The sequence below is a fragment of the Shewanella sp. LC6 genome (assembly GCF_006385735.2).
GTDB classification, from domain to species: Bacteria; Pseudomonadota; Gammaproteobacteria; order Enterobacterales; family Shewanellaceae; genus Shewanella; species Shewanella xiamenensis.
Genome location: NZ_CP043902.1, coordinates 3061529 through 3084649, shown reverse-complemented (window position 1 = coordinate 3084649; position 23121 = coordinate 3061529). Strand labels below are relative to the sequence as shown.

Genomic DNA, 23121 nt, shown 5'->3' with positions numbered 1-23121 from the left:
TGTGATTAGAGGATTTATTCGCCACAAGCTGAAAATTTTTCATCAAAAATGGCCCTAATTTAGGGCCATTTTATGTTTGCTTGCGGTTTTTTTGGGCAATTAAAACTGAAATTTCTAAACTGAGCCGTTGGCAATTAGTCAGAAAATCCCTTGCTATACCATTTAGCGGCTATTACTGCGCTGCAATCTCTGCCAGCACCACTTGATGATGGTCGCTGGTTTTAAACTTATCGAACACATGGGCAATAGTGCCATCGGTGTTGATGAGGAAACTTAACCTATGGATTCCATCATAGACTTTACCCATAAATTTCTTTTCGCCCCACACGCCAAAGGCATCAGCAACGCTGTGGTCTTCATCGCTGAGTAGGGTAAAGTTAAGTGATTGTTTTTCAGCAAACTTAGCTAATTTAGCCACAGGATCTGGGCTAATGCCGAGGACGGTTACTTTGTGGCTGTCGAGTTCAGCTTTGCTATCACGTAAACCGCAGGCTTGTACTGTGCAGCCAGGGGTTGACGCTTTAGGGTAAAAATAGACTAAAACGGGACCACGCGTTAAGCATTCTTGTAGTGAAACAGCGTTACCCTGTTGATTTTGTAAGGTAAAAAGTGGCGCTTTGGCACCAGCGGTTAAGGTATTCATCTATTATCCTCTGTCGTTTCTTGAGGTCGTGCCTTCCATGCGTCTAATGGTGCAATCCAGTGCCATCTCCTCGGAGAGTTGATAGATACTCTTTTCGAGCTTTTCTAGTTCAACTTTTTCAGGAATATTGATGGTTAATGAAATAGTTTGCGTTTGCTCGCCATTTTCAAGCTCTTCAGAGAAGGAGCGGACTGCCGCCAAGTCTAAGGAGCGGTCGGCAAGAAACTGGGTGATGGATTTCATCGTGCCGCGCTGATCTTTACCAGTAAAGCGCACTTCAAGGCGCGAAAGGTAATTTTGCGGCGTGTGCTTAGAGGTACGCTTCATCACCGTCATCAGTTCTAATTCAACACTGAGACTCGGGAGCAAGCTTTCAATTTTCGTTATGGATGCCCACGAACCTGACAACATCATGATTAAGGTAAATTCGTTACCAAATAATGCCATACGGCTGTCGACGATATCGCAGTCACAGTCACTGGCAAGCCGAGCTAGTTTACTTACGAGTCCAGGACGGTCTACGCCCATTGCAGTTACGACCAGGAAATTGGTCATGAATTGTCCTCACTTTTTCGATATCATAGAGCGAAAACTCGAGACCGAGCGCCGAGTTTTTGTGCGGGATGTAATGCTACCATAACTAAATCAATTTGAGACCCCCGTTAGTGCTTGTCATTAATGGTTGGCATCAGTACCATAGCGAATCCTGAAATTTTGGGGAAGTCAGATGATAAACGGAAGCATCGTAGCCTTAATCACGCCAATGAACAGTGATGGCTCAGTAGATTTTGCAAGTCTTGAAAGGTTAGTCGAATTCCATATTGACCAAGGCACAGACGCCATCGTTGCCGTGGGTACCACCGGTGAGTCAGCGACTCTGCCAATGAATGAGCACGTTGCCGTGGTCGCTCAAACCGTTAAGTTTGTCGCAGGTCGTATCCCTGTGATTGGTGGCAATGGTGCGAATGCGACAGCAGAAGCTATCGAACTCACCAAGTCCTTATCTAAAGTCGGGGTTGACGCCATGTTAGGCGTAACACCTTACTACAATAAACCGACGCCAAAGGGCTTAGTGGCCCACTATAAAGCCGTGGCGGCCAGCACTGATATTCCCCAAATTCTCTATAACGTTCCTGGGCGCACCGCGGTTGATATGAAGCCTGAAACCGTGGCCGAGTTAGTGAGCGTGAGCAATATTATTGGTGTAAAAGAAGCCACGGGTGATGTATCACGGGTTAAACGACTACGTGAACTTTGCGGCAATGACTTTATGCTGTACAGCGGTGATGATGCGACAGCGAGAGAGTTTTTACTCCTTGGCGGTAACGGGGTGATTTCGGTTGCTAACAACATAGTGCCAAAAGCCTTTAAAGCTATGTGCGACGCCGCATTGGCGGGCAACGCCGAATTAGCCGCAAGTATCGACGAGCCACTACGTGGTTTATATAGCACACTGTTTTGCGAAGCAAATCCTATCCCAGTGAAATGGGCAGCCCAGCGTATGGGGTTGATTCAGTGTGGTCATATTCGTTTACCTTTGACTGAACTTTCTGAGCAATGTCATGGTCTGTTGTTAGATGCAATGACTCGTGCCCAGATAGAGGTTAAATAATTAATGTTAAAGAAAGTCACTCCACTGTTCTTAGTTGCTGCTGTTGCAGCTTGTAGTTCGCCATTAGAGCGTCGCCAAGCCAACGGTGCTGAAGACTATGTTCAGGCTGAGCAAGCGCCAATGCTAAAGATCCCTGAGGGATTGAAAACGCCGCCTTACAATAAAGAATACGAGGTTCCGGCAATCGGCGCTAAAGCAAACCCTGCGCTTGTTGGTAAAAACCTTGATATCCGCCCACCACTGCAAGTTTTGCCAATGGCAGAAGGTACGCATGTGGAAGAGGGCAGCGATAACATTAAGATTGTGGTTGAATCGATTGATAACAGTGTCGATCTTAAGCAAGAGATTTTCGCTAACTTAGATGGATTCTTAGCGAAGCAAGCGATCCCTGTTCGTAGTCGCGACTATGATAAAGGCAACATTGAAACCGATTGGATTGAAAGCCGAGAGGTGTTGGAGTCAAGTTTATGGGGCTCAGATAAAGAATATCTGCTGCGTCAGCGTTATCGCTTCGATATCGAAACCCGTCCACACGGCCGTACCGCTAATATCGTTATTCACTTAGTAGAACACGAAGAGTTTTACGATGGTAAAGAGCAGGATGTAATGCTCAGTGGTGAGGATAAGCAGCGTTACACCATCGATATGCTTAACAGTGCCATTGCTTATATGAGCGTTAAGCGTGAGCAAACCATTCAAGCAAACCGCTTAAAGCAGACCTTAGGGATCAATGTTGATTTGGTCACGCCAGAAGAGGGTGATGCATATTGGTCTGCTAAGGCTTCCTATAAGCAAGTGTGGGATCGTCTGCGTATAGTATTGCCAGAAATGGGCTTTGAAATTTCAGATATGGACAGTGCTAAAGGCCTGTACTTTATCAAGTTTACCGATAACTCAGGTTTCTGGAGTTCATTGTGGAACGACAATCAATTGTCCTTAAAAGAAGGTAGCTACCGTTTACTCTTACAAGACGGTGATACCCCTGATGAGACTAAGATTTTGCTTCGTGACGCTGAAGATCAGCCGTTATCGAATGACGTTGTCGCCAAGGTGTATGAATCATTGTCGAATCTGATGAAAGAAGAGCGCAAACTGCGTTAATTCCACCTCAGTCAAAAAGGGCGATTTATCGCCCTTTTTTGTGTCTGCAATTCAGCCTATTGCTCTAGGACGATACAGCATGATGTATCAGAATATTTCTAGGTAATATCAATAGTTACATTATGGTTTTAGATTAAACCGCTTAAGTTGTGAGTTATTTTGAAATAATCCGCTTAAATTGCCGTTTATCGTATTGCATTCTTCACCTCAGTGGTGTTTTTCGACTTGTCCGCAGCGTTATTACAAATTTTGCGCGCTCAGCGTAATTTGTAAGAAAAAGTAAAACGTATTGATGCAATGATGCGAGTGGGTAAACTAGCCGTCACTAATGCGAGTCATCATTTGGAAGCCAGATGAAAAAAATCATAATTATCATCGCTATTTTGGCAGCGGCATGGTTTGGATATCAAGCTATGCAACCTCAAGAGCAGCAGCAAGCAAAAGTTAAGCTCACCCCTAATGTGGTTATCGCCACCGCTTCTATGGCACAAGTTCGAGACGAAGTGGAAGCTATTGGCACAAATAAGGCATTTGAGTCCGTCACCATTACGCCCAAAGTCACTGATGTGGTGACCTCATTAAAGTTTGATGATGGCGATATTGTCAAAAAGGGCGATTTATTGGTGCAACTGCAAAATGCCGAGCAGATAGCCAAAGTGAAAGTGGCGCAGGTGAAAGTGAGTGACAATCAGCGTGAATTGGCGCGGATTAGTTCGCTTGTCACTAGTCGAACAGTGGCAGAGTTAGAGCGTGACCGCCTGCAAACCTTAATCGATACGGCCCGCGCCGAGTTAGAGCAGGCACAATCTTCCCTCAATGATCGCAGTATTGTCGCCCCCTTTAATGGCCGTTTAGGCCTGCGCCAAGTGAGCGTGGGTAGTTTAGTGACACCGGGTACTGAGATCACCACGCTCGATGATATCTCCAAGATTAAATTAGATTTCTCAGTGCCAGAGCGTTTTATTCAAGACTTGCAGCCTGGCAAGCTTGTTGAAGCAAAAGCCGTGGCTTTCCCTGATGAAATTTTTAAAGGCAAAGTGATTTCCATCGATAGCCGTGTTAACCCAACCACCCGTGCCGTGATTGTACGCGCCGAAATCCCAAATCCAGATTTACGCTTACTGCCTGGGATGCTGATGAAGGTCAAACTCATCAAACGCAGCCGCGAGGCGCTAATGTTGCCTGAGTCGGCGATTATCCCAATCCAGAAAGAACACTTTGTTTACAGTGTGAATAAAGACAATGTCATCGAGCGTAAGCAAGTCACCATTGGAGTTCGTACCCGTGGCTGGGTAGAAATTACCGATGGCTTAGCGATTGGTGAAAATGTGGTGATCCGCGGCCTGCTTAAGGTGCATCCTGGTGATGTGGTAAAGACCCAACTGGCTGAAAAATTTAGCTATCTTTCCGATGCTAATACGGAGCCAAGCGTATGATCCTGACCGATCTTTCCGTTAAACGGCCAGTATTTGCCTCGGTCATTAGCCTATTGCTGGTGGCCTTTGGTTTAGTCGCATTTGATAAATTACCGCTGCGGGAATACCCCAATATCGACCCGCCGATTGTCTCGATTGAAACCAACTATCGCGGCGCTAGTGCTGCGGTAGTTGAGAGTCGCATTACTCAGCTGATAGAAGACAGGATCAGCGGCGTCGAAGGCATTCGCCATGTGAGTTCATCGAGCAGCGATGGTCGCTCACAGGTGACCTTAGAGTTTGATATTAGTCGTAATATTGAGGATGCGGCCAACGATGTACGCGATAGAATTTCGGGTCTATTAGATAACTTACCCGAAGAAGCCGATCCCCCAGAGGTACAAAAAGCCAACGGTGGCGATGAAGTGATTATGTGGCTCAACTTAGTGTCGGATCAAATGACCACATTAGAGCTAACCGATTATACCCGTCGCTATTTATCCGACCGTCTGTCGGTGGTTGACGGGGTGTCGATGATCCGTATCGGTGGGGGCAAGGTTTACGCCATGCGCATCTGGCTCGATAGACAAGCCCTTGCATCCAGAAGCCTCACGGTGGCCGATGTTGAAGCCGCACTTAGGGCTGAAAACGTCGAGTTACCCGCAGGTTCGCTTGAATCCAAGGAGCGCCACTTTACCGTGCGTTTAGAGCGAAGTTATCGCAGCGCTGAGGACTTTGCCAATCTGGTGATTGCTCAAGGAGAAGATGGTTATTTAGTCAAGCTTGGTGACGTAGCTAAGGTGGACATTGGCTCCGAAGAAGAGCGTATTATGTTCCGCGGCAACAAGGAGGCCATGATTGGTCTTGGGGTGTCAAAACAGTCGACCGCCAACACCTTAGAGGTAGCCCGCGCCGTTAATGCCTTAGTCGATAAAATCAATCCTACCTTGCCCGCAGGAATGTCGATTAAACGTAGCTACGATAGCTCAGTGTTTATCGAAGCCTCGATCAAAGAGGTTTATCAAACGCTGTTTACCGCAATGATCTTAGTGATTATTGTGATTTATCTATTCCTTGGCAGCGTGCGTGCTATGTTAATCCCTGCGATTACGGTGCCCGTGTCTTTGCTCGGCACGTTTATCGTGCTCTATGCCTTGGGATATACCATCAACCTGTTGACGCTGCTGGCGATGATCCTCGCCATCGGTATGGTGGTGGACGATGCGATTGTGATGTTGGAAAACATTCACCGCCGTATCGAAGAAGGGGATTCCCCCTTAAAAGCGGCGTTTTTGGGTGCCCGTGAAGTCGCCTTTGCGGTCATTGCCACCACCTTAGTGTTAGTGGCGGTATTTATGCCGATCACGTTCCTCGAAGGAGACTTAGGTAAGCTCTTTAAGGAGTTTGCGGTGGCCATGAGTGCGGCGGTGATTTTCTCCAGTATCGTGGCGTTAACCCTAAGCCCGATGATGTGCTCTAAGCTGCTTAAACCGGCGTCGCAGGACTCATGGCTAGTGCGTAAGGTTGATAGCATTATGACGGACATTTCCCGTCGCTATCAAAGCTCGCTAGAGAGCGCGATGGCAAAACCAGTGCTGATGTCAGTTATCGTGTTGATTGCGCTCGGTAGTAGTGTGTTTCTTGCCCAAAAAGTACCGCAGGAATTTGCACCGCAGGAGGATCGAGGCTCATTATTTTTAATGATTAACGGGCCTCAGGGGGCGAGTTACGAGTATATCGAATCCTATATGACTGAGGTTGAAAGCCGCCTAATGCCATTGGTGGATTCGGGGGATATCAAGCGTTTGCTGATTCGTGCGCCCCGTGGCTTTGGCCGCGCGGCAGACTTCTCTAACGGTATGGCGATTATTGTGCTCGAGGATTGGGGGCAACGTCGTCCTATGAAAGAAGTGATTGGCGATATTAACAAGCGCCTCGCGGATTTAGCCGGTGTGCAGGCTTTCCCTGTGATGCGTCAAGCCTTTGGCCGTGGCGTGGGCAAACCGGTGCAATTTGTTATTGGTGGTCCAAGCTATGAGGAACTCGCTGCTTGGCGGGATATTATGATGGAAAAGGTGGCGGAAAATCCTAAACTGCTTGGCCTTGACCACGATTATAAAGAGACCAAACCGCAGCTTAGAGTGGTGATTGACAGAGACAGGGCAGCAAGCCTAGGGGTGTCAATTTCTAATATCGGTCGCACCTTAGAATCTATGTTAGGTTCGCGCCTTGTCACCACCTTTATGCGTGATGGCGAAGAGTATGATGTGATTGTGGAAGGGGAGCGCAGTAACCAAAATACCGCGGCCGATCTGCAAAATATCTATGTTCGCTCCGAACGGACGAAGGAGCTGATCCCATTATCCAACTTAGTTACGGTAGAAGAGTTTGCCGATGCCAGCTCTCTTAACCGCTACAACCGTATGCGGGCGATTACCATTGAGGCCAGCTTGGCGGATGGTTATAGCCTAGGCGAAGCGCTGGATTACCTCAATCAAGTGGCGCGAGCTTACTTGCCTGCGGAAGCAGTCATCAGCTACAAGGGACAATCGCTGGATTATCAAGAGTCTGGCAGCTCAATGTACTTTGTGTTCTTGCTGGCGCTTGGGATTGTGTTCCTGGTATTAGCGGCGCAGTTTGAAAGCTATATTCACCCTATGGTGATTATGCTGACGGTACCGCTTGCCACGGTTGGCGCCTTGATAGGGCTGTGGTTTACGGGGCAGAGTCTCAATATCTACAGCCAGATTGGGATTATTATGCTGGTGGGCCTTGCGGCGAAAAACGGTATTCTGATCGTCGAATTTGCCAATCAGTTGCGGGATAAGGGGGTCGATTTTGACCGCGCCATTATCCAAGCCTCATGCCAGCGTTTACGGCCTATCTTGATGACGGGGATTACTACAGCCGCGGGCGCCGTCCCTCTGGTTTTGGCAACGGGCGCAGGTGCTGAAACCCGCTTTGTGATTGGCGTAGTGGTGCTTGCGGGCATTATGCTGGCGACGCTGTTTACCATTTATGTGATCCCAACTGCCTACGGTCTTTTTGCCCGTAATAGCGGCTCGCCAGAAGCGATTGCCCAGCAATTAGAAAAGGAATTAGCGCAGGATTAACCCCTCGCGAACGCTTCGCCAAAATAGGCGCTTAAGTACACTTAAGCGCCTATTTTATTTGGGTAAACTTACTTTGGGTTAACTTCAAGAGCTTGAATATAGCGAAAGGAGGTTTTCTCAAAGCCAATGGACTCATAGTAAGCTTGGGTCTGTTCCCGTCTCATTGACGTGGTGACCTCAAGTTGGCGACAACCTCGTTCACTTGCCCTCGATTTAGCAAAATCAATTAGTTGCGTCCCCACACCTAAGCCTCGACTAGCCTCCGTCACAACTAAAGCAGTAATGCGGCAGATTTGCTGCTGCGAGGGAAAATAATCAAAAAGATTAGGGCGTGTTGACGTTTCGAGATTAAATTTTGTTCGTTCTGGCAAGCACGTGCTCGCGAAACGAGGAATGATGTGTAGTTATTCTACTCAAATGACGAGTGACAAAGAGCAAGGGCTTGCCAGACGAACCCTTCGGGCAGCATTTGGCTGCCGTTTCTGCCGCGTTATCGTCCGTTTATGTAGAATAACTACACTGCACGGACTTTGCCTTGCATAAACGTCAGCCAAATAGCTGCAAAAATAACCCTGAAACGCCAACACGCCCTATACTTATCAGCCCAACCACAACTCCCTCAGACTCGGCGAGATAGATTTCATCCGATCTTTTAGGATCATCGAGATACTGATGTAACTGCGCCTCGGTGGCACTATAACCCAGCTGCAACAGTAAGGCCGTCATGGCGTTATGGTCGGCTATCTGTGCTTGTCTAATTGAAATGGCGCCCATCACGCTTCCTTGTTTTATCCAGTATCTAGATTTCTATTAAGCAGGTAGTCTGCCAATACATGACGCTTGAGGTTGGCATATTTTAGGCTAACGCAAAGGGGTTAACGCATAAAAAATCCCACACTCATAGCGAAACCGACAAGCACAATAAAACCCCGCAACAGGGATTGGGGAATGCGATAAGCCAGCGCGGCGCCAAGATAGCCGCCAATAATCGCCATAATGGCAAGCACTAACAGATATTGTCCGTCAATCAGATTACCTAGGGCGTAAATCACCACGGCAATGGTGGTGAGTAGGGCGGAGAGTAAATTTTTAAGCCCGTTCATCCCATGTAATTGGGTTTGGCCGAGTAACCCAAAGGTGGCGAGTAAAATAATCCCTAATCCCCCGTTAAAATAGCCGCCGTAAATACAGACGATGAAGAGAATCACCATTGCCGTCAGTGGCTTGACGGTATTCACACGGGGGATGCTGGCATGGGCTAAACGTTTTTTCAGTAACCAAGGTCCAGCGATAAAGGCGAGTGTGGCCAGCAAAATCAACCAAGGGACAAGATAAGCAAATACTTGCTCGCTGGTGCTTAGCAGTATCGCTGCGCCGAGGCATCCGCCAGCTATCGCAATCAGGCACAGGGTTTTTAAGCTAAGATTTGCTGGATATTCAATCTCTTTTCGAAAACGCCAGGCACTGGCAAGGTAGCCTGGGAGCAGAGCGGCAGTGCCCGTAGCGTTGGCCATCAGTGGCGGCACGCCCACAAACACAAGGGCAAATAAGGTGATAAAGCTGCCACCGCCCGCCACCGCATTTAACATGCCGCCGAGTAAGCCTGCGAGGGCGATCAGTAACCAATCCATAGTGAATGCTCCGTTGCCATTGTCTCACTCAACCTGAACGTCAATTGCTTATAAAAACATCACCTTAACAGTAAGTTACTCAGATGAAAAGCCATCAATATTGTAAGTGGCGGCAGATTGATGGCTTTGTTATGGGCGTGCCGAATCGGGTTTAGGTATAAAGCCTCGGCATTAAGGGCCCAGCCTAACTCATCAAAAGTGATTAACACTTTGCAGTTATGCCTTTATTCAGCGTGAAACAGCCCTGACTCAAAAATCACCGTAGCGATGGCTAAATGTTGATCGCTAAATACCTCTTCTCCCCAGCAATGTTGCCCACGCTCTTGATAGTACACATGGTAGCTGGCATTCGATGGCGTAGCGACGCAGTACCAACCATCAAACGTCTGCTTGCTAAAGTTGACCCAATACTGTGCATCCGCTTGTTTGATCTGCTGAAGTAGCGCCTTATCTTGCGCCAATAGCGCCGCAAGTTCGACTACGCCAGTGATCTTGTGCTCGGTTTTTAACTGATTAAGTAGTGCTTTGAGTGTCATAATTGCGCCCTTCATCCAGAGGATTGCACACCATATTAGCGAATGGCTGAGGTAATCGAGGATTCGATTAAAGCTTCAAACACATCGGCTTGGCCTGCGGGGATCAGTTGCCGATGAATTTCGCGGCGCTTCGCTCTGTCAAATAAACGCTCCGCAATCCAGCCCGTTAAATAGAGTGAGGACAGGCAGCCTCCCGCAGTGGCAATATTGCCATTGATCACCAGAGCGCAGTCTTCCACCTCCACACCCATGGCCACTAATGCGGGTTTGGCATCGGGATGCGTCGTTGCCGAGATATTGTCGAGTAAGCCTAACTTGGCAAAGAAGAATGAGCCCGCACAGATACTGCCAAGCAATTGCCGTGCGGGATCTAATTTAAGGGCCGACATAAACTCAGGATCCGCAAGTGCGGCAGGTACACCTTTATAGCCACTGCTGAATAATACCACGTCAGCATCAGCAACTTGCGCGACATGGCCATCGGTTTCTACCGTCATTCCTAAACTCGACCTGTGGCTAGGTTTAGTGCCTAGCACTTTGACTGTCCAATCGGTTGTTGTGCGGCCGAGAATATCGCGCATTAAAAAGAAATCGATATCGGTAAATTCATCAAATATCACAATCGCAATCTGGTACATCCTTTGTCCTCTTGTTTGCATTGGGATGACTTAAGGCTTGAATAGGCTCAGCCTTAAGTCTGGGTTATCAATATGGGTTATTGTAATGCATGGTTAATCAACATCTTAACTAGCACTCACGATGGATGCCGCTTGGCAAAAATAGCATGGGCATTAAAATCTTGGCTTTGCATTCTGGTTAATGCCTGGGTTAACACGTCATCGGCCGCATCTTCAATCCGCTGGATCTTCTCTGCTGCGACATAGTCGCTAAAGGCTGTGGAGACTTGCTCAAACAAAGCTGTTATATCGCCAAATGCGGGATGACTGAACTGCGGATTAGGCAAGCTTCTAAGGGATCGCAGTTTCAGCAGCATTAACGCTGTTAGCGGTAAATATGTATGTGGTCCTCCGTTGAACTCAAAAAAGCACTTTTTATCGCCGATAACTGCTTGCTCTACCTGATGGTCACACAGGGTTTGCAACATAGTGCGAACAAACACTTCATCTTGAGTATCCCAGTTATCTAGAAATTCAGCATAGGGAAAGGAGGCTGTTTTACGAAGTGTCACTTGTACTTCAGTAGCAAAAGGCGGCTCAATAACACCCAAATATCGCCCATATAACAACACCAAAAAATCACCGATAAACCCGTGGGAACGAATTATCCAGCCAGCGCGCCAGGCGGTCGCCAAGGCTTGATACAGTTCGTCAGTCTCAGTATTCAGCTCAGAAAACAGCATAAGTACAAGCCGAAAAACACTGGTTGTCATCCATCCGGCATTAGCTACTTCACCTGTTTTCTCAACCGCAGTGTAGTATTGATAGTAGTCTATCGCGGTATGAAAATAGCCGTAAGCAAGCGAGCACATAAGCGGCTTAGGCTCCAGCAAGCCCGATTCAATATAGGTAAGTTGGGCTACATTGCCCCAATGACACTCGGGTATACCAAACTCAGCTCCAAACAATTGCCATTGCCGAAAATCCTCATCAAACTCACGATATTGTTTCACTCTCTCGAAACCATCTGTCATTCCACTGTCGATATAATCGGTCAGTAAATACTGGTCATATTCAAAGACGTTTTTGGCATAATCGCGCATATGTCTACGACTGCGACTGCGTTTATTGAGAAATTTAGCTAACAACTTGAGCATCCTTAGTATTTAGGCTGCGGCGAGTTTACCGCAACTGCATACAAAGTGGCTAACCGTGAAGTAAAACGGCTATACAAGTCACCAATGCACACGATTTGTAAAGCAGGGTTGAATACGCAGAACATTGCAGCAAACAGCGCTGATGCGTTGGCGACCATCGAAAAAAGGGACTTTTTCGTTGAGCCCCCAAGGATGGGTTTACGGCGTGTCGCCAGAGCATTAGTGTTGTTGCACTCGTCAGGTTCAATGGATTAAGCAAAGCAATAAAAAGCCCAGATTTATATTCTGGGCTTACTTGAATCAAATAAGTTAATGCATCGAACGCTAGGAGCTAAGACGTCATTAATACTTAGGTTTAAAAACGCTTAAAACACCATCTCTGGTACATGGTCTGGCACGATTAATTTGCCAGCGGTTTTGCTGACAATTTCTTCAACGCTGACACCGGGGGCGCGCTCTAACAGATGGAAGGCGCCATCTTTAATCTCGATAAAGGCTAAATCGGTAACAACACGTTTGATGCAGCCGTAGCCTGTGAGGGGCAATTCGCACACGGGTAACAGCTTAGAGTTGCCGTACTTATCGGCGTGCATCATAGTCACGATAATATTTTCCGCCCCTGCGACTAAATCCATTGCGCCGCCCATGCCCTTGATAAGCTTGCCTGGGATCATCCATGAGGCAATGGAACCATTTACATCGACTTCAAAGGCGCCGAGTACGGTTAAGTCTACATGGCCGCCACGGATCATGGCAAAGCTTTCGGCGGAGGAGAAAAACGAGGCGCCTTTTACCGCGGTGACGGTTTGTTTACCGGCGTTGATTAAATCCGGATCGATAGTTTCTTCCGTCGGAAATTCCCCCATGCCGAGCAGGCCGTTTTCCGATTGCAGCATCACTTCCATGCCTGCGGGAATGTAGTTGGCCACGAGCGTGGGAATACCAATACCGAGGTTGACGTAGTAGCCGTCTTGTAATTCTTTGGCAACGCGCTGTGCCAGTTGTTCTCTTGATAATGCCATGATCTTTATCCTTCCTTTACCTAGAGTCGCTATTGGCCTCAATTTTTCGGTCTTTATTTAGGGCTTAGACTCTGTCGCTTTAGCTTGCGTTGTTAATCGTTCAGCGCTTCTTATTTTGCCGCTTTTACCGTGCGCTGCTCGATACGTTTCTCGAACTTGCCTTGGATGACGCGATCAACATAAATGCCGGGAGTATGGATATGATCTGGATCGAGCTCGCCCGGCTCCACAATAAACTCGGCTTCTACTACCGTGATTTTGCCCGCAGTCGCCATCATAGGGTTAAAGTTAGCGGCGGTTTTGCGGAACACTAAGTTACCCATAGTATCGGCTTTCCAAGCGCGAACGAGGGCAAAATCGGCGGTCAGAGACTCTTCTAACACATAGTGACGGCCTTTGATTTCACGGGTTTCTTTGCCTTCCGCCACGGGGGTACCGTAGCCTGTGGCGGTGAAAAACGCCGGAATACCGGCACCGCCCGCGCGGATTTTTTCCGCCAGCGTGCCCTGCGGCGTTAAAATCACATTGAGTTCGCCCGAGAGCATTTGCTGTTCGAAAGTGGCGTTCTCACCTACGTAGGAGGCGATCATGGTCGAAATCTGACGGTGTTTTAACAATAAGCCCAGACCGAAATCATCCACACCAGCGTTGTTTGAAATGGCGGTTAAGCCCTTAACGCCCATCTTAACCATTTGATTGATTAAGCCTTCAGGAATACCGCACAAGCCAAAACCGCCAACCATAATGGTCATATCATCGGATAAACCTGCTAACGCTTCTTCATAGCTGCTGACGACTTTATTGAGTCCTGCCATTTTGATGTCCTTTAAATTGTTTTTCGTGTCCAATCATTTCTAGCACCTAGCACCTAGCACCTAGCACCTAGCACCTAGCACCTAGCACCTAGGCTTTAGCGCCCTGCAAGATTGCATTGGCGACTTTAGAGCCATTAAGACGATTTAATTGTTTGCTGATCCCAAAACCCGCTAATGCCAGTTTTTCTAAATCGATACCCGTCTTCAAACCGAGTCCGTGGAGCATATAGACCAAGTCTTCACTCGCCAGATTACCCGATGCGCCTTTTGCATACGGGCAACCACCTAGGCCTGCCACTGAGGCATCAAAGCTGCGCACGCCTAAGTCGAGGCAGGCGGTAATATTGGCTAATGCTTGGCCATAGGTGTCGTGGAAGTGCAGGGCGAGTTTTTCTACCGGCACTCGCTCCATCACGGCTTGCAGCATTTTACGGGCTTTTAACGGCGTGCCTACACCGATAGTGTCGCCGAGCGAAATTTCGTAACAGCCCATTTTGTAAAGGATTTCAGACACTCTTGCCACTTCGCTCGCCGCGATTTCCCCTTCATAGGGGCAGCCTAAAACGCAGGACACATAGCCACGCACTGGGATATTGGCGGCTTTTGCCATGTCCATCAACGGGATAAAGCGTTCAATCGACTCTTCAATCGAACAGTTGATATTGCGTTGGCTAAAGCTTTGTGACGCCGCACCAAAGATAGCGACTTCGGAAGCTTTTGCATCCAGCGCCAGCTCTAAGCCTTTGACATTGGGGGTGAGGGCGCTGTAAACCACGCCCGCTTGACGGCGAATTTGGCGCAATACGTCACCGCTATCGGCCATTTGTGGCACCCATTTGGGTGACACAAAACTGCCGGCTTCAATTCGCTTCACGCCCGCATTGGCGAGGGATTCAATCAAGGCGACTTTGGCCTGTGTTGGGACGGCGGCTTCATTCTGCAAGCCATCACGTGGCCCCATCTCGAATAAGCTAACCCTATCCGAGCTGGCGCTTAACGAGGTCGCGCTTAAGTTCGAAAGATCCAGCGCAGACATTTAGGCTTCCTCGCTCTGGGCTTTAGGCTCAACATGGAGCAGCACAGCGCCGTCGCTCACTAACTCGCCCGCCTTGAAGTAGAACTCGGTAACAATACCGTCGAAGGGCGCTTCGATGGTGTATTCCATCTTCATCGCTTCCATCACCAGTAGTCCTTGTCCCGCCTTCACCTCTGCACCGACTTCCACTAAGTGGGTCACAACTGTGCCGTTCATCGGCGCTTTGAGCTTATCTTCATTGCTGGATTCGGCCTCAACCACTTGGGTTTTAACCGCCCTGAAGTGATAACTGCCTGAGGGTAAAAACAGCGTAAAATCATCGCCCTGGGCGCTAACGGGCACTTTGCTCTTATGGCCGTTGATTTCGGCTAACAGTAAATCCTGCTTAAGCTCACCACTAAGGGACTTGCTGATATGACCTTCTTCCGTTGGCAGAGATAACTGATAGTGGTCGCCAAAGTCTAATAGCACCAATTGTTGTAACTCGTGGGCATCGTCGAGCAGGGCAATGGTATGCTGACTGACGCTGTTGAGTCTAAAGCCACTGACTTGGCCCCAAGGCGAGTAAGGATCGGCGCTATTAATTGCCTGTGCCTTGGCGGCTTCTTTACGGGCAAGCACTTGATACAGCGCGGCAAAAGCGATAGCCGTATCGGTTTCGCTCGAAGCACTGCCAATCAGCGCATCGCCGTAACGGTTGATAAAGTCAGTGCTAAAATCCGCCTTGGCGAAGGCGGGATGCTCAGCAATATTGGCCAAAAATTCAATATTGTGCTTAAGCCCGCTGATTTGATAGGACTCGAGGGCATGCACTAGGCGTTGCAGCGCGCGTGGACGCGATTCATCCCACACAATCAGTTTGGCGATCATAGGATCGTAGAAATTACTGATCACATCGTTTTCACGGATGCCGGAGTCGATACGCACGTATTTGCTTTGCTCGGGCTCGCGCAGAAAGTTGAGCTTACCGCTGGCGGGTAAAAACTCATTTTGCGGATCTTCGGCGTAAATACGCACCTCAAAGGCGTGGCCGTGGATACGCACTTCGTTCTGTTTGAGCGGTAAAGGCTGACCACTGGCGACCATTAACTGCCATCTGACTAAGTCTTGGCCCGTCACCATTTCGGTCACCGGATGCTCTACCTGTAGGCGAGTATTCATCTCCATAAAGTAGAAGCTATTGTCGGTATCTAACAGGAATTCAACGGTTCCCGCGCCAACATAATCGATGGCCTTGGCGGCGGCCACGGCGGCTTCACCCATTTGGGCGCGCAGTTCATCACTTAAACCGGGTGCTGGCGCTTCTTCGACCACTTTTTGATGGCGGCGCTGAATCGAGCAGTCGCGATCCGATAAGTAAATCGCATTGCCAAAGGTATCGGCAAACACTTGCACTTCGACATGGCGGGGCTGGCGTAAATAACGCTCCAGCAATAATTTATCGTTACCGAAGGAGGAGGCCGCTTCACGGCGCGCCGAGTTGATGGCGTCCATGATTTCGCCTTCATGCTCAACGATACGCATACCTTTGCCACCGCCACCGTAGGCGGCTTTAATCAGCATCGGGAAGCCGATTTTTAAGGCTTCGGCCTTGAGGGTGGCATCGGTTTGATCGTCGCCATGGTAGCCCGGCACTAAAGGCACTTGCGCCGCCGTCATAATGGCTTTGGCTGCACTCTTGCTACCCATGGCATAGATGGCATCGCTGCCTGGGCCAACAAACACGATTCCTGCTGCCTCACACTTGCGGGCAAAGTCGGCGTTTTCCGATAAAAAACCATAGCCTGGGTGAATGGCTTGCGCCTGAGCTTTTTTGGCGATTTCAATAATCAAGTCGCCCTTCAGGTAAGAATCCGCTGGGGCGCTGGCACCTAAGTAAAACGATTCGTCGGCCATGGCAACATGGCGGGCGTTTTTATCGGCATCGGAATATAAGGCTACGGTGCGAACGCCCATGGCCTGCGCGGTTTTGATAATGCGGCAGGCAATTTCACCACGGTTAGCAATTAAAAGCTTAGTGAACATGCTGTTAGTCAACATCAAAGAACTCCTTGAGTATCTGTTGGCGTGTGCCAGTTCGGCTGACGTTTTTCAAAAAAGGCGTTTAAACCTTCTTGGCCTTCATCAGATACCCGAATGCGGGCGATGCGCTCGCTGGTGTAATCAATCGTATCTTGGTCTATCACGCCGTCTTCGAGGCGGGCGAGTAGGGTCTTTACCCATGCCATGCCCTGCGGACTGTTGGCGAGCAGTGCGGTGATAATGGGCTGCGCTGCGGTCGCTAAATCGTCGTTTATCTCATGGATAACATTGAGTTTTAGCGCCGTTTGCGCATCAAAACGTTCCGCGGTCAGCATATAGCGGCGTGAGGCGCGATTGCCCATGGCGCGGGCAACGTAGGGGCTAATCACCGCAGGGATCAGCCCGAGTTTAACTTCGCTTAAGCAGAAGCTTGCGCGCTCGGTGGCGATGGCAATATCACTGGCGCAGATTAACCCAAGCGCGCCGCCAAAGGCTGCCCCTTGGACTAAGGCGATAGTGGGTTTTGGAAAGGTATCTAAATCCTGCATCAGCTTGGCCAGCGCCTTGGCGTCATTCAGGTTTTGCTCAAAATCCATCTTGGCTTGTTTGCGCATCCAGTTTAAGTCGGCGCCTGCGCTGAAGTTTTTGCCATTGGCTTTTAATACCAATAGTTTGCAGTCTTTGTGCTCGGCAAAATAACCGAGGACAGCGATCATTTCGCTGATCATCACCTCATCGAAGGCGTTGTGCACTTCTGCTCGGTTAAGGATTAACTCGCCTACGCCGTTATTCAGCGCATAGCTGACGTGCTGCAAATTAGCTAAGGATTGAGTGCTAGTGTTCTGGTGTTGTGTGTCAGTCATTATTATTCCCGTCATAGTAATTCCCTCTATGAGTGATACGTAAGGCATCGCAAGATGCGTTACATACGGAAGACGCCGAAGCGGGTGTCTTCGATAGGGGCATTTAATGCGGCTGACAGGGCAAGGCCCACCACATCACGGGTTTGCGCCGGGTCGATAATGCCGTCATCCCACAGGCGGGCACTGGCATGGTAGGGATGACCCTCTTTATCGTATTGGGCAATAATCGGTGCTTTAAAGGCTTTTTCATCCTCAGCAGACCATTCTTCACCTTTACGGGCTAAACCGTCGCGGCGCACTGTCGCTAATACGCCAGCGGCTTGTTCGCCACCCATCACAGAGATGCGCGCATTGGGCCACATCCACATCATGGTCGGCTCGAACGCGCGGCCACACATACCGTAGTTACCCGCGCCGTAGCTGCCACCGATAATCACAGTGAATTTAGGCACATTGGCGCAGGACACTGCGGTCACCATCTTGGCGCCGTGCTTAGCGATACCTTCGTGTTCGTACTTTTTACCCACCATAAAGCCGGTGATGTTTTGCAGGAACAGCAGCGGGATCTTGCGCTGGCAGCACAGCTCGATAAAGTGCGCGCCTTTTTGCGCCGATTCGGAGAATAAAATGCCGTTGTTGGCCACAATCCCCACGGGATAGCCGTGAATGCGGGCAAAACCACAAACTAGGGTTGCGCCATAGTTGGCCTTAAACTCATCGAAATCCGAGTCGTCGACGATGCGAGCGATCACTTCTTTCACATCGAAGGGCTTTTTCAGATCGGTGCCGACAATGCCGTAGAGTTCGTTGATATCAAACTTCGGTGGCTTAACCGGGCTTAGCAGACTGTTGATTTGTTTTTGATGATTCAGACGCAGCACTGCGCGGCGGGCAAGCTCTAATGCATGCTCATCGTTTTGGGCTAAGTGATCCGCCACACCTGAAATTTTAGTGTGTACATCGGCGCCGCCAAGTTCTTCAGCGCTGACTTCTTCACCGGTCGCGGCTTTCACTAACGGCGGTCCAGCTAGGAAGATAGTGCCTTGTTCTTTAACGATAATCGATTCATCGGCCATGGCAGGAACATAGGCGCCGCCCGCGGTACACAGACCCATCACCACCGCAATTTGTGGAATGCCCTTGGCGGACATTTGCGCTTGATTGTAGAAAATCCGGCCGAAATGGTCGCGGTCTGGAAAAACTTCATCCTGACGGGGCAAGTTAGCACCGCCCGAGTCGACTAAATAGATACAGGGCAGATGGCAGCGACTGGCAATCTCTTGTGCCCTTAAGTGTTTTTTGACTGTGATAGGGTAGTAAGTGCCGCCTTTGACCGTGGCATCGTTGGCGATAATCATGCACTCTACGCCGCTCACGCGGCCAATGCCTGCAATGATGCCTGCGGCGGGCACTTCTTCGTCATAGACTTCAAATGCCGCAAATTGCGACAATTCTAAAAAGGGCGAACCTGCGTCGAGGAGTTTCTCAACCCGTTGACGAGGAAGGAGTTTACCGCGGGCCAAATGGCGCTCTAGGGCAACGGGGCCACCGCCGAGTTCAATTTTGGCGAGCTTGGTTTTGAGATCGGCCACGAGGGCGGCCATATCGTCGGATTTGGCTTTAAATTCATCGCTACGGGCGTTGATACGACTGCTTAATTGCGTCACGTTGATTGTCCTTATAAAGCGGTAACTCAGTATCCGTTGGCTCGGTGGGCGAGGGGCATGAAAGGCTAAAGCTCGTCATGCACCATTCGCCCTGAGCTGCTTATTTCGATTCGTTAAAGAGCTCGCGGCCAATCAGCATACGGCGAATTTCTGAGGTGCCGGCGCCAATCTCATAGAGTTTGGCATCGCGCAGTAAGCGGCCAGTGGCATACTCGTTGACGTAACCGTTACCGCCGAGTAATTGGATGGCATCCAGTGCCATTTTGGTGGCCAGCTCCGCGCTGTAGAGAATGGCGCCCGCGGCGTCTTTGCGGGTGGTTTCACCACGATCGCAGGATTTCGCCACGCTATACACATAGGCCTTAGCGGCGTTCATACCGGTGTACATATCGGCTAATTTGCCTTGTACTAATTGGAATTCACCGATGGATTTACCAAATTGCTCACGCTCGTGGATATAAGGTACGACGATGTCCATACAGGCGTTCATAATCCCAAGCGGGCCGCCTGAGAGCACGACGCGTTCGTAATCTAAGCCGCTCATCAGCACTTTGACACCATTGTTGAGGCCGCCGAGAATGTTTTCCTCTGGCACTTCGACATCTTCAAACACCAGTTCACAGGTGTTTGAACCGCGCATGCCCAGTTTGTCGAGTTTTTGCGCTTGGCTGAAACCTTTAAAGCCACGCTCAACGATAAAGGCGGTGATACCGTGGGCGCCTTTGGTTAAGTCGGTTTTGGCATAAATCACATAGGTATTGGCATCGGGACCGTTGGTGATCCACATTTTGTTGCCGTTGAGGATATAACGATCGCCTTCTTTACGGGCGTGTAGCTTCATTGAAACCACATCTGACCCTGCATTGGGCTCACTCATTGCCAGTGCGCCGATATGCTCACCGCTCACTAGTTTGGGTAAATATTTGGCTTTTTGTGCAGCATTACCGTTACGGTTAATTTGGTTGACGCACAGGTTAGAGTGGGCGCCGTAACTTAAGCCGATAGAGGCCGAGGCGCGGGAAATCTCTTCCATGGCGACCACGTGGGCAAGATAGCCCATATTTGCGCCGCCGTATTCCTCAGGCACAGTCACACCTAAAAGCCCCATCCCACCCAGCACGGGCCAAAGTTCATTGGGAAAGGCATTGTCGTGATCCACTTTCGCAGCAATCGGTGCGATTTCATTCGCGGCAAAATCCTGCACCGCATCGCGCAGCATATCGACATCTTCGCCTAGGCCAAAATTAAGACTGGTGTAGAGTGAGTTCATTGCTTGTGTCCTTTCTGATGTTCTAATTTATATTTTTATGATTATTAGGTGCTTGAGTCTTTAAATCTGTCTTGCTTTGCGTGATGTATCCCTGTCACGCGGTCGTACCAACTGATGTGCTCGTTAATGTTATGCTCGCAAGCCTCGAAGGCATTAGGCCTTAGCCTTGCTTTCTTCTAGGGCGAGGCGGCATTGCTGCTCGGCTGAATTTAGCTCCATCAGGACCACTTTAATGTCGTCCATTTGCTGTTGCAGGGCGGATTTTTTCTCTTCCACTAGGGCGAGCATGGTATTGAGCTGGGTGGTGCTGCTCTTATCGGCGTCGTAAAGTTCGAATAGGCGACGAGTTTCTGCGAGAGAGAACCCAAGGCGCTTGCCGCGCAGGATTAGTTTGAGTCGCACCCTGTCCTTAAGACTGTAAATACGGGTTTGACCGCGACGTTTAGGTTTTAGTAAACCTTGGTCTTCGTAAAAACGAATGCTTCGGGTCGTGATATCAAACTCTTTGGAGAGATCACTGATCGAATAAGTCGTTTGTGGCGTGTTAGTTGCGCTCATTCAGGCACCTTAGTTAATCATTTTTAAGCAAGATATATGAAGTTTACGTAAAGGTAAAGATTGTGGTATGGTTAGTCGATTTTTTTTGTCAATTCTTGTTGCCACTTGGCTCAAGCTGTGTTGTTTAACATGTTGATAAATATTACGTTAGCTTGAACTCAAACAAGTGTTTTTTTAGGTGAGTCCCCCCATATTGCCTTAAGGCTCCACGGGGGAAGAGAACTTATTAAGTGGTGGCGTTAAGGCAGGCGTGTAAGCCGTTATTCCAACGTATTGAGCAAACCATCATCGGCTAACACACTCTCATAGGTTGGGCGATTTAATGCTTCGATAAGTACCGGGTCACGTGTGTATATATCATTGTAAAATTTAATTTTTCCGTTTTTGATGGTCACGGTCCAATACATAATCAAAATATCTAAGGGCTGATCTAAAAACAGGTTTTCTGTTTTTCCCTCTGCAAGTTTGCGATTGAGCGTTTCGCTGGACCAATTCGCATTGGCGCTCAGCAGTTTATCGGCGAGCACGAGAGGATCTTTCACTCGAATACAACCGTGACTGAAGGCTCTATTGGTTTGCTCGAATAGATTTTTCGATGGCGTATCATGCAGATAAATTGAATATTGGTTTGGGAAGATAAATTTAACTAAACCAAGGGAGTTATCTTCCCCTGGCCCCTGCACAAACCAGTAGGGAAAGTTTTTGCGGGTCATACTGTGCCAATCGATGCCGCGAGCATCGACGGGCGTGCCCGAGGCTTCGACGACTTTAAAGTGCTTTTTTTGCAGATAATCGGGATCTTTACGTAAGTGGTTGATGATCTCCGTGGAGATACTGCGGGGCACGGTCCAAGTGGGATTCACAACCACATATTTTAATTTGGATTTAAACAATGGCGTCTTTGCGTCGATTTTGCCGATGATAATGTCGGTGCGCCAGTTTAAGTTATTGTCTTTAAATAGTAATAATTCGTAGCCAGCCAAATTAACCAGCAGATAGTTTGCCGGCAAGTTGGCTGATAGCCAGCGGGCACGCTCGAGGTTAATGCGGATCTGCTCGACCCTTTGTGTATAGGGAACATTTAACGCCGCCATTGTGCCTGCGCCTATCACCCCATCGGCCTTAAGGCTGTGGTCAGTTTGAAATTGACGTACCGCAGCTTCAAGCGTGCTGTCATAAGTTAATGGCTCGTTCACGGCGGCGCTATTCTCCGCTGGCGAGCTTGCTGCTAAGTAACCTAACTCTTTTAGCCGTGTGGCAATGCCTGGTACCGAGGGGGAAGTGCTGCCGGGTTTAATGACTTCCGTATAAGGAATCGTGGTAAAGGGATAGCGAGCGGCCAAGTCTTTGTACTGGGCAAGATACTGTTTAAGCTGGTGATATGGCGCAATCTTAGGCGCTAAGCCTGTAATCGCCTCGGCCACAGTGTGCGCTTTAATGTGTTCTTCAAGCTGTTTTAATGTGGTATCAAAATCCAGATGAGCTTCATCATAGTTCCAAGTTTTGCCGAGCATACTGGGATTGACTTTGCCATTAAGTAAATGAATAGCATAGGTAATAATTCCATCGGTTAGCAGCACTTCAAATACACTACTGCGATACTCATCTTGCCAATTCGATGCTCTCAGTTGTTGGTAAAGTTCGACCAACTTGGGATAGTGGTAATCTTCCTTCGCAAGACCCTCTTCATCGGCACTTTTAATTACATCGAGTAGCGTGCCTGCATAGTCTTTATCCTCCCAGAGTGCTTGATATTGGCGCACTTGATAGACCCGTGAGAGTAACTTAGCGCTGATGATCTGAGTGTTATCTACGTTAGCCCGCTCACCGATAGACAGGGGTTCGAGTAATGCTTCAAGTTGTTGTGTCGAAGCAAAACAAGCGGTACTGACGAGATTGATGAATAGGAGTAGACCGAGTTTGACTTGGCTGAAGCGGCGCATAATGAGTATTTCTTTCCGTGAAAAATCCATTAAAGACATAAGATTATGTGGAAGTCTTCTACACGGCAAGTGTTAGATGGTCTATCTCTTCGGATTTATT

Annotated in this window: 20 protein-coding genes and 1 pseudogene; 4 read left to right on the top strand and 17 right to left on the bottom strand. The window is 48.8% G+C overall.

The features are described 5' to 3' along the window. Window positions 1-172: 172 nt before the first annotated feature. Both bcp and FJD32_RS13860 read right to left on the bottom strand, forming a co-directional pair. The gene (bcp, locus tag FJD32_RS13865) at window positions 173-643 is read right to left on the bottom strand and encodes a thioredoxin-dependent thiol peroxidase (protein WP_047536092.1); all 471 of its coding nucleotides are present in this window, start codon (window positions 641-643) and stop codon (window positions 173-175) included. Between the two features lie 3 nt (window positions 644-646). After that, the gene (locus FJD32_RS13860; RefSeq protein ID WP_037417572.1) at window positions 647-1198 is read right to left on the bottom strand and encodes an ACT domain-containing protein; all 552 of its coding nucleotides are present in this window, start codon (window positions 1196-1198) and stop codon (window positions 647-649) included. 172 nt (window positions 1199-1370) lie between these two features. Here FJD32_RS13860 and dapA point away from each other — a divergent pair, with 172 nt between their 5' ends. The 4 genes from dapA to FJD32_RS13840 all read left to right on the top strand — a co-directional run bounded on the left by dapA (window position 1371) and on the right by FJD32_RS13840 (window position 7884). Further along, a complete protein-coding gene (dapA, locus tag FJD32_RS13855; protein ID WP_055648217.1) occupies window positions 1371-2255 on the top strand; it encodes a 4-hydroxy-tetrahydrodipicolinate synthase in 885 nt (294 codons plus the stop codon). A gap of 3 nt (window positions 2256-2258) precedes the next feature. Continuing rightward, window positions 2259-3356: an outer membrane protein assembly factor BamC gene (gene bamC / locus FJD32_RS13850; protein ID WP_055648218.1), complete on the top strand. Its 1098-nt coding sequence runs from the start codon at window positions 2259-2261 to the stop codon at window positions 3354-3356. 353 nt (window positions 3357-3709) lie between these two features. Beyond that, the gene (locus FJD32_RS13845; RefSeq protein WP_037425693.1) at window positions 3710-4792 is read left to right on the top strand and encodes an efflux RND transporter periplasmic adaptor subunit; all 1083 of its coding nucleotides are present in this window, start codon (window positions 3710-3712) and stop codon (window positions 4790-4792) included. After that, window positions 4789-7884 carry an efflux RND transporter permease subunit gene (locus FJD32_RS13840; RefSeq protein WP_055648219.1) on the top strand — a complete coding sequence of 1032 codons (3096 nt, stop codon included), beginning with the start codon at window positions 4789-4791 and terminating at the stop codon, window positions 7882-7884. The genes FJD32_RS13845 and FJD32_RS13840 overlap by 4 nt, the downstream gene beginning before the upstream one ends. Window positions 7885-7952: 68 nt before the next feature. On the opposite strand, the pseudogene FJD32_RS13835 reads toward FJD32_RS13840, so the two are convergent. The 15 genes and pseudogenes from FJD32_RS13835 to FJD32_RS13765 all read right to left on the bottom strand — a co-directional run. Next, window positions 7953-8204 (bottom strand): annotated as a pseudogene (locus FJD32_RS13835) (GNAT family N-acetyltransferase); the annotation flags it as partial. A 226-nt stretch (window positions 8205-8430) separates the two neighbouring features. Then, entirely contained in the window at window positions 8431-8658 is a 228-nt protein-coding gene (locus FJD32_RS13830; RefSeq protein WP_122040746.1) for a hypothetical protein, read from the bottom strand. 101 nt (window positions 8659-8759) lie between these two features. Then, complete coding sequence (locus tag FJD32_RS13825; RefSeq protein ID WP_140906446.1) at window positions 8760-9515, bottom strand: sulfite exporter TauE/SafE family protein; 756 nt, start codon at window positions 9513-9515, stop codon at window positions 8760-8762. Between the two features lie 224 nt (window positions 9516-9739). Beyond that, a complete protein-coding gene (locus tag FJD32_RS13820; protein WP_088586957.1) occupies window positions 9740-10051 on the bottom strand; it encodes a cytoplasmic protein in 312 nt (103 codons plus the stop codon). A gap of 35 nt (window positions 10052-10086) precedes the next feature. Then, window positions 10087-10689: a DJ-1/PfpI family protein gene (locus FJD32_RS13815; protein WP_088585746.1), complete on the bottom strand. Its 603-nt coding sequence runs from the start codon at window positions 10687-10689 to the stop codon at window positions 10087-10089. 116 nt (window positions 10690-10805) lie between these two features. After that, window positions 10806-11825, bottom strand: a complete 1020-nt coding sequence (locus tag FJD32_RS13810; protein WP_226871886.1) for a hypothetical protein — start codon at window positions 11823-11825, stop codon at window positions 10806-10808. A 365-nt stretch (window positions 11826-12190) separates the two neighbouring features. Next, the gene (locus FJD32_RS13805) at window positions 12191-12847 is read right to left on the bottom strand and encodes a 3-oxoacid CoA-transferase subunit B (protein WP_011623089.1); all 657 of its coding nucleotides are present in this window, start codon (window positions 12845-12847) and stop codon (window positions 12191-12193) included. 110 nt (window positions 12848-12957) lie between these two features. Beyond that, on the bottom strand, window positions 12958-13662 hold the full coding sequence (locus tag FJD32_RS13800; protein ID WP_011623088.1) for a CoA transferase subunit A: 705 nt from the start codon (window positions 13660-13662) through the stop codon (window positions 12958-12960). Window positions 13663-13750: 88 nt separating this feature from the next. Then, window positions 13751-14698 carry a hydroxymethylglutaryl-CoA lyase gene (locus FJD32_RS13795; RefSeq protein ID WP_088585743.1) on the bottom strand — a complete coding sequence of 316 codons (948 nt, stop codon included), beginning with the start codon at window positions 14696-14698 and terminating at the stop codon, window positions 13751-13753. Further along, entirely contained in the window at window positions 14699-16738 is a 2040-nt protein-coding gene (locus tag FJD32_RS13790; protein WP_088585742.1) for an acetyl/propionyl/methylcrotonyl-CoA carboxylase subunit alpha, read from the bottom strand. Next, window positions 16738-17583, bottom strand: a complete 846-nt coding sequence (locus tag FJD32_RS13785) for an enoyl-CoA hydratase-related protein (protein WP_088585741.1) — start codon at window positions 17581-17583, stop codon at window positions 16738-16740. The genes FJD32_RS13790 and FJD32_RS13785 overlap by 1 nt, the downstream gene beginning before the upstream one ends. A 59-nt stretch (window positions 17584-17642) precedes the next feature. Then, complete coding sequence (locus FJD32_RS13780) at window positions 17643-19250, bottom strand: carboxyl transferase domain-containing protein (RefSeq protein ID WP_011623084.1); 1608 nt, start codon at window positions 19248-19250, stop codon at window positions 17643-17645. 100 nt (window positions 19251-19350) lie between these two features. Next, the gene (locus FJD32_RS13775; protein ID WP_037425664.1) at window positions 19351-20520 is read right to left on the bottom strand and encodes an isovaleryl-CoA dehydrogenase; all 1170 of its coding nucleotides are present in this window, start codon (window positions 20518-20520) and stop codon (window positions 19351-19353) included. 153 nt (window positions 20521-20673) lie between these two features. Beyond that, a complete protein-coding gene (locus FJD32_RS13770) occupies window positions 20674-21078 on the bottom strand; it encodes a MerR family DNA-binding transcriptional regulator (RefSeq protein WP_011623082.1) in 405 nt (134 codons plus the stop codon). Window positions 21079-21338: 260 nt separating this feature from the next. Then, window positions 21339-23021 (bottom strand): L,D-transpeptidase family protein, encoded by a 1683-nt coding sequence (locus tag FJD32_RS13765; protein ID WP_069454756.1) that lies wholly within the window; start codon window positions 23019-23021, stop codon window positions 21339-21341. Window positions 23022-23121 lie beyond the last annotated feature (100 nt).

Coding starts and splice junctions, on each gene's coding strand:
- bcp (WP_047536092.1), bottom strand. CDS start 643: ATGAATACCTTAACCGCTGGTGCCAAAGCGCCACTTTTTACCTTACAA.
- FJD32_RS13860 (WP_037417572.1), bottom strand. CDS start 1,198: ATGACCAATTTCCTGGTCGTAACTGCAATGGGCGTAGACCGTCCTGGA.
- dapA (WP_055648217.1), top strand. CDS start 1,371: ATGATAAACGGAAGCATCGTAGCCTTAATCACGCCAATGAACAGTGAT.
- bamC (WP_055648218.1), top strand. CDS start 2,259: ATGTTAAAGAAAGTCACTCCACTGTTCTTAGTTGCTGCTGTTGCAGCT.
- FJD32_RS13845 (WP_037425693.1), top strand. CDS start 3,710: ATGAAAAAAATCATAATTATCATCGCTATTTTGGCAGCGGCATGGTTT.
- FJD32_RS13840 (WP_055648219.1), top strand. CDS start 4,789: ATGATCCTGACCGATCTTTCCGTTAAACGGCCAGTATTTGCCTCGGTC.
- FJD32_RS13830 (WP_122040746.1), bottom strand. CDS start 8,658: ATGGGCGCCATTTCAATTAGACAAGCACAGATAGCCGACCATAACGCC.
- FJD32_RS13825 (WP_140906446.1), bottom strand. CDS start 9,515: ATGGATTGGTTACTGATCGCCCTCGCAGGCTTACTCGGCGGCATGTTA.
- FJD32_RS13820 (WP_088586957.1), bottom strand. CDS start 10,051: ATGACACTCAAAGCACTACTTAATCAGTTAAAAACCGAGCACAAGATC.
- FJD32_RS13815 (WP_088585746.1), bottom strand. CDS start 10,689: ATGTACCAGATTGCGATTGTGATATTTGATGAATTTACCGATATCGAT.
- FJD32_RS13810 (WP_226871886.1), bottom strand. CDS start 11,825: ATGCTCAAGTTGTTAGCTAAATTTCTCAATAAACGCAGTCGCAGTCGT.
- FJD32_RS13805 (WP_011623089.1), bottom strand. CDS start 12,847: ATGGCATTATCAAGAGAACAACTGGCACAGCGCGTTGCCAAAGAATTA.
- FJD32_RS13800 (WP_011623088.1), bottom strand. CDS start 13,662: ATGGCAGGACTCAATAAAGTCGTCAGCAGCTATGAAGAAGCGTTAGCA.
- FJD32_RS13795 (WP_088585743.1), bottom strand. CDS start 14,698: ATGTCTGCGCTGGATCTTTCGAACTTAAGCGCGACCTCGTTAAGCGCC.
- FJD32_RS13790 (WP_088585742.1), bottom strand. CDS start 16,738: ATGTTGACTAACAGCATGTTCACTAAGCTTTTAATTGCTAACCGTGGT.
- FJD32_RS13785 (WP_088585741.1), bottom strand. CDS start 17,583: ATGACTGACACACAACACCAGAACACTAGCACTCAATCCTTAGCTAAT.
- FJD32_RS13775 (WP_037425664.1), bottom strand. CDS start 20,520: ATGAACTCACTCTACACCAGTCTTAATTTTGGCCTAGGCGAAGATGTC.
- FJD32_RS13770 (WP_011623082.1), bottom strand. CDS start 21,078: ATGAGCGCAACTAACACGCCACAAACGACTTATTCGATCAGTGATCTC.
- FJD32_RS13765 (WP_069454756.1), bottom strand. CDS start 23,021: ATGCGCCGCTTCAGCCAAGTCAAACTCGGTCTACTCCTATTCATCAAT.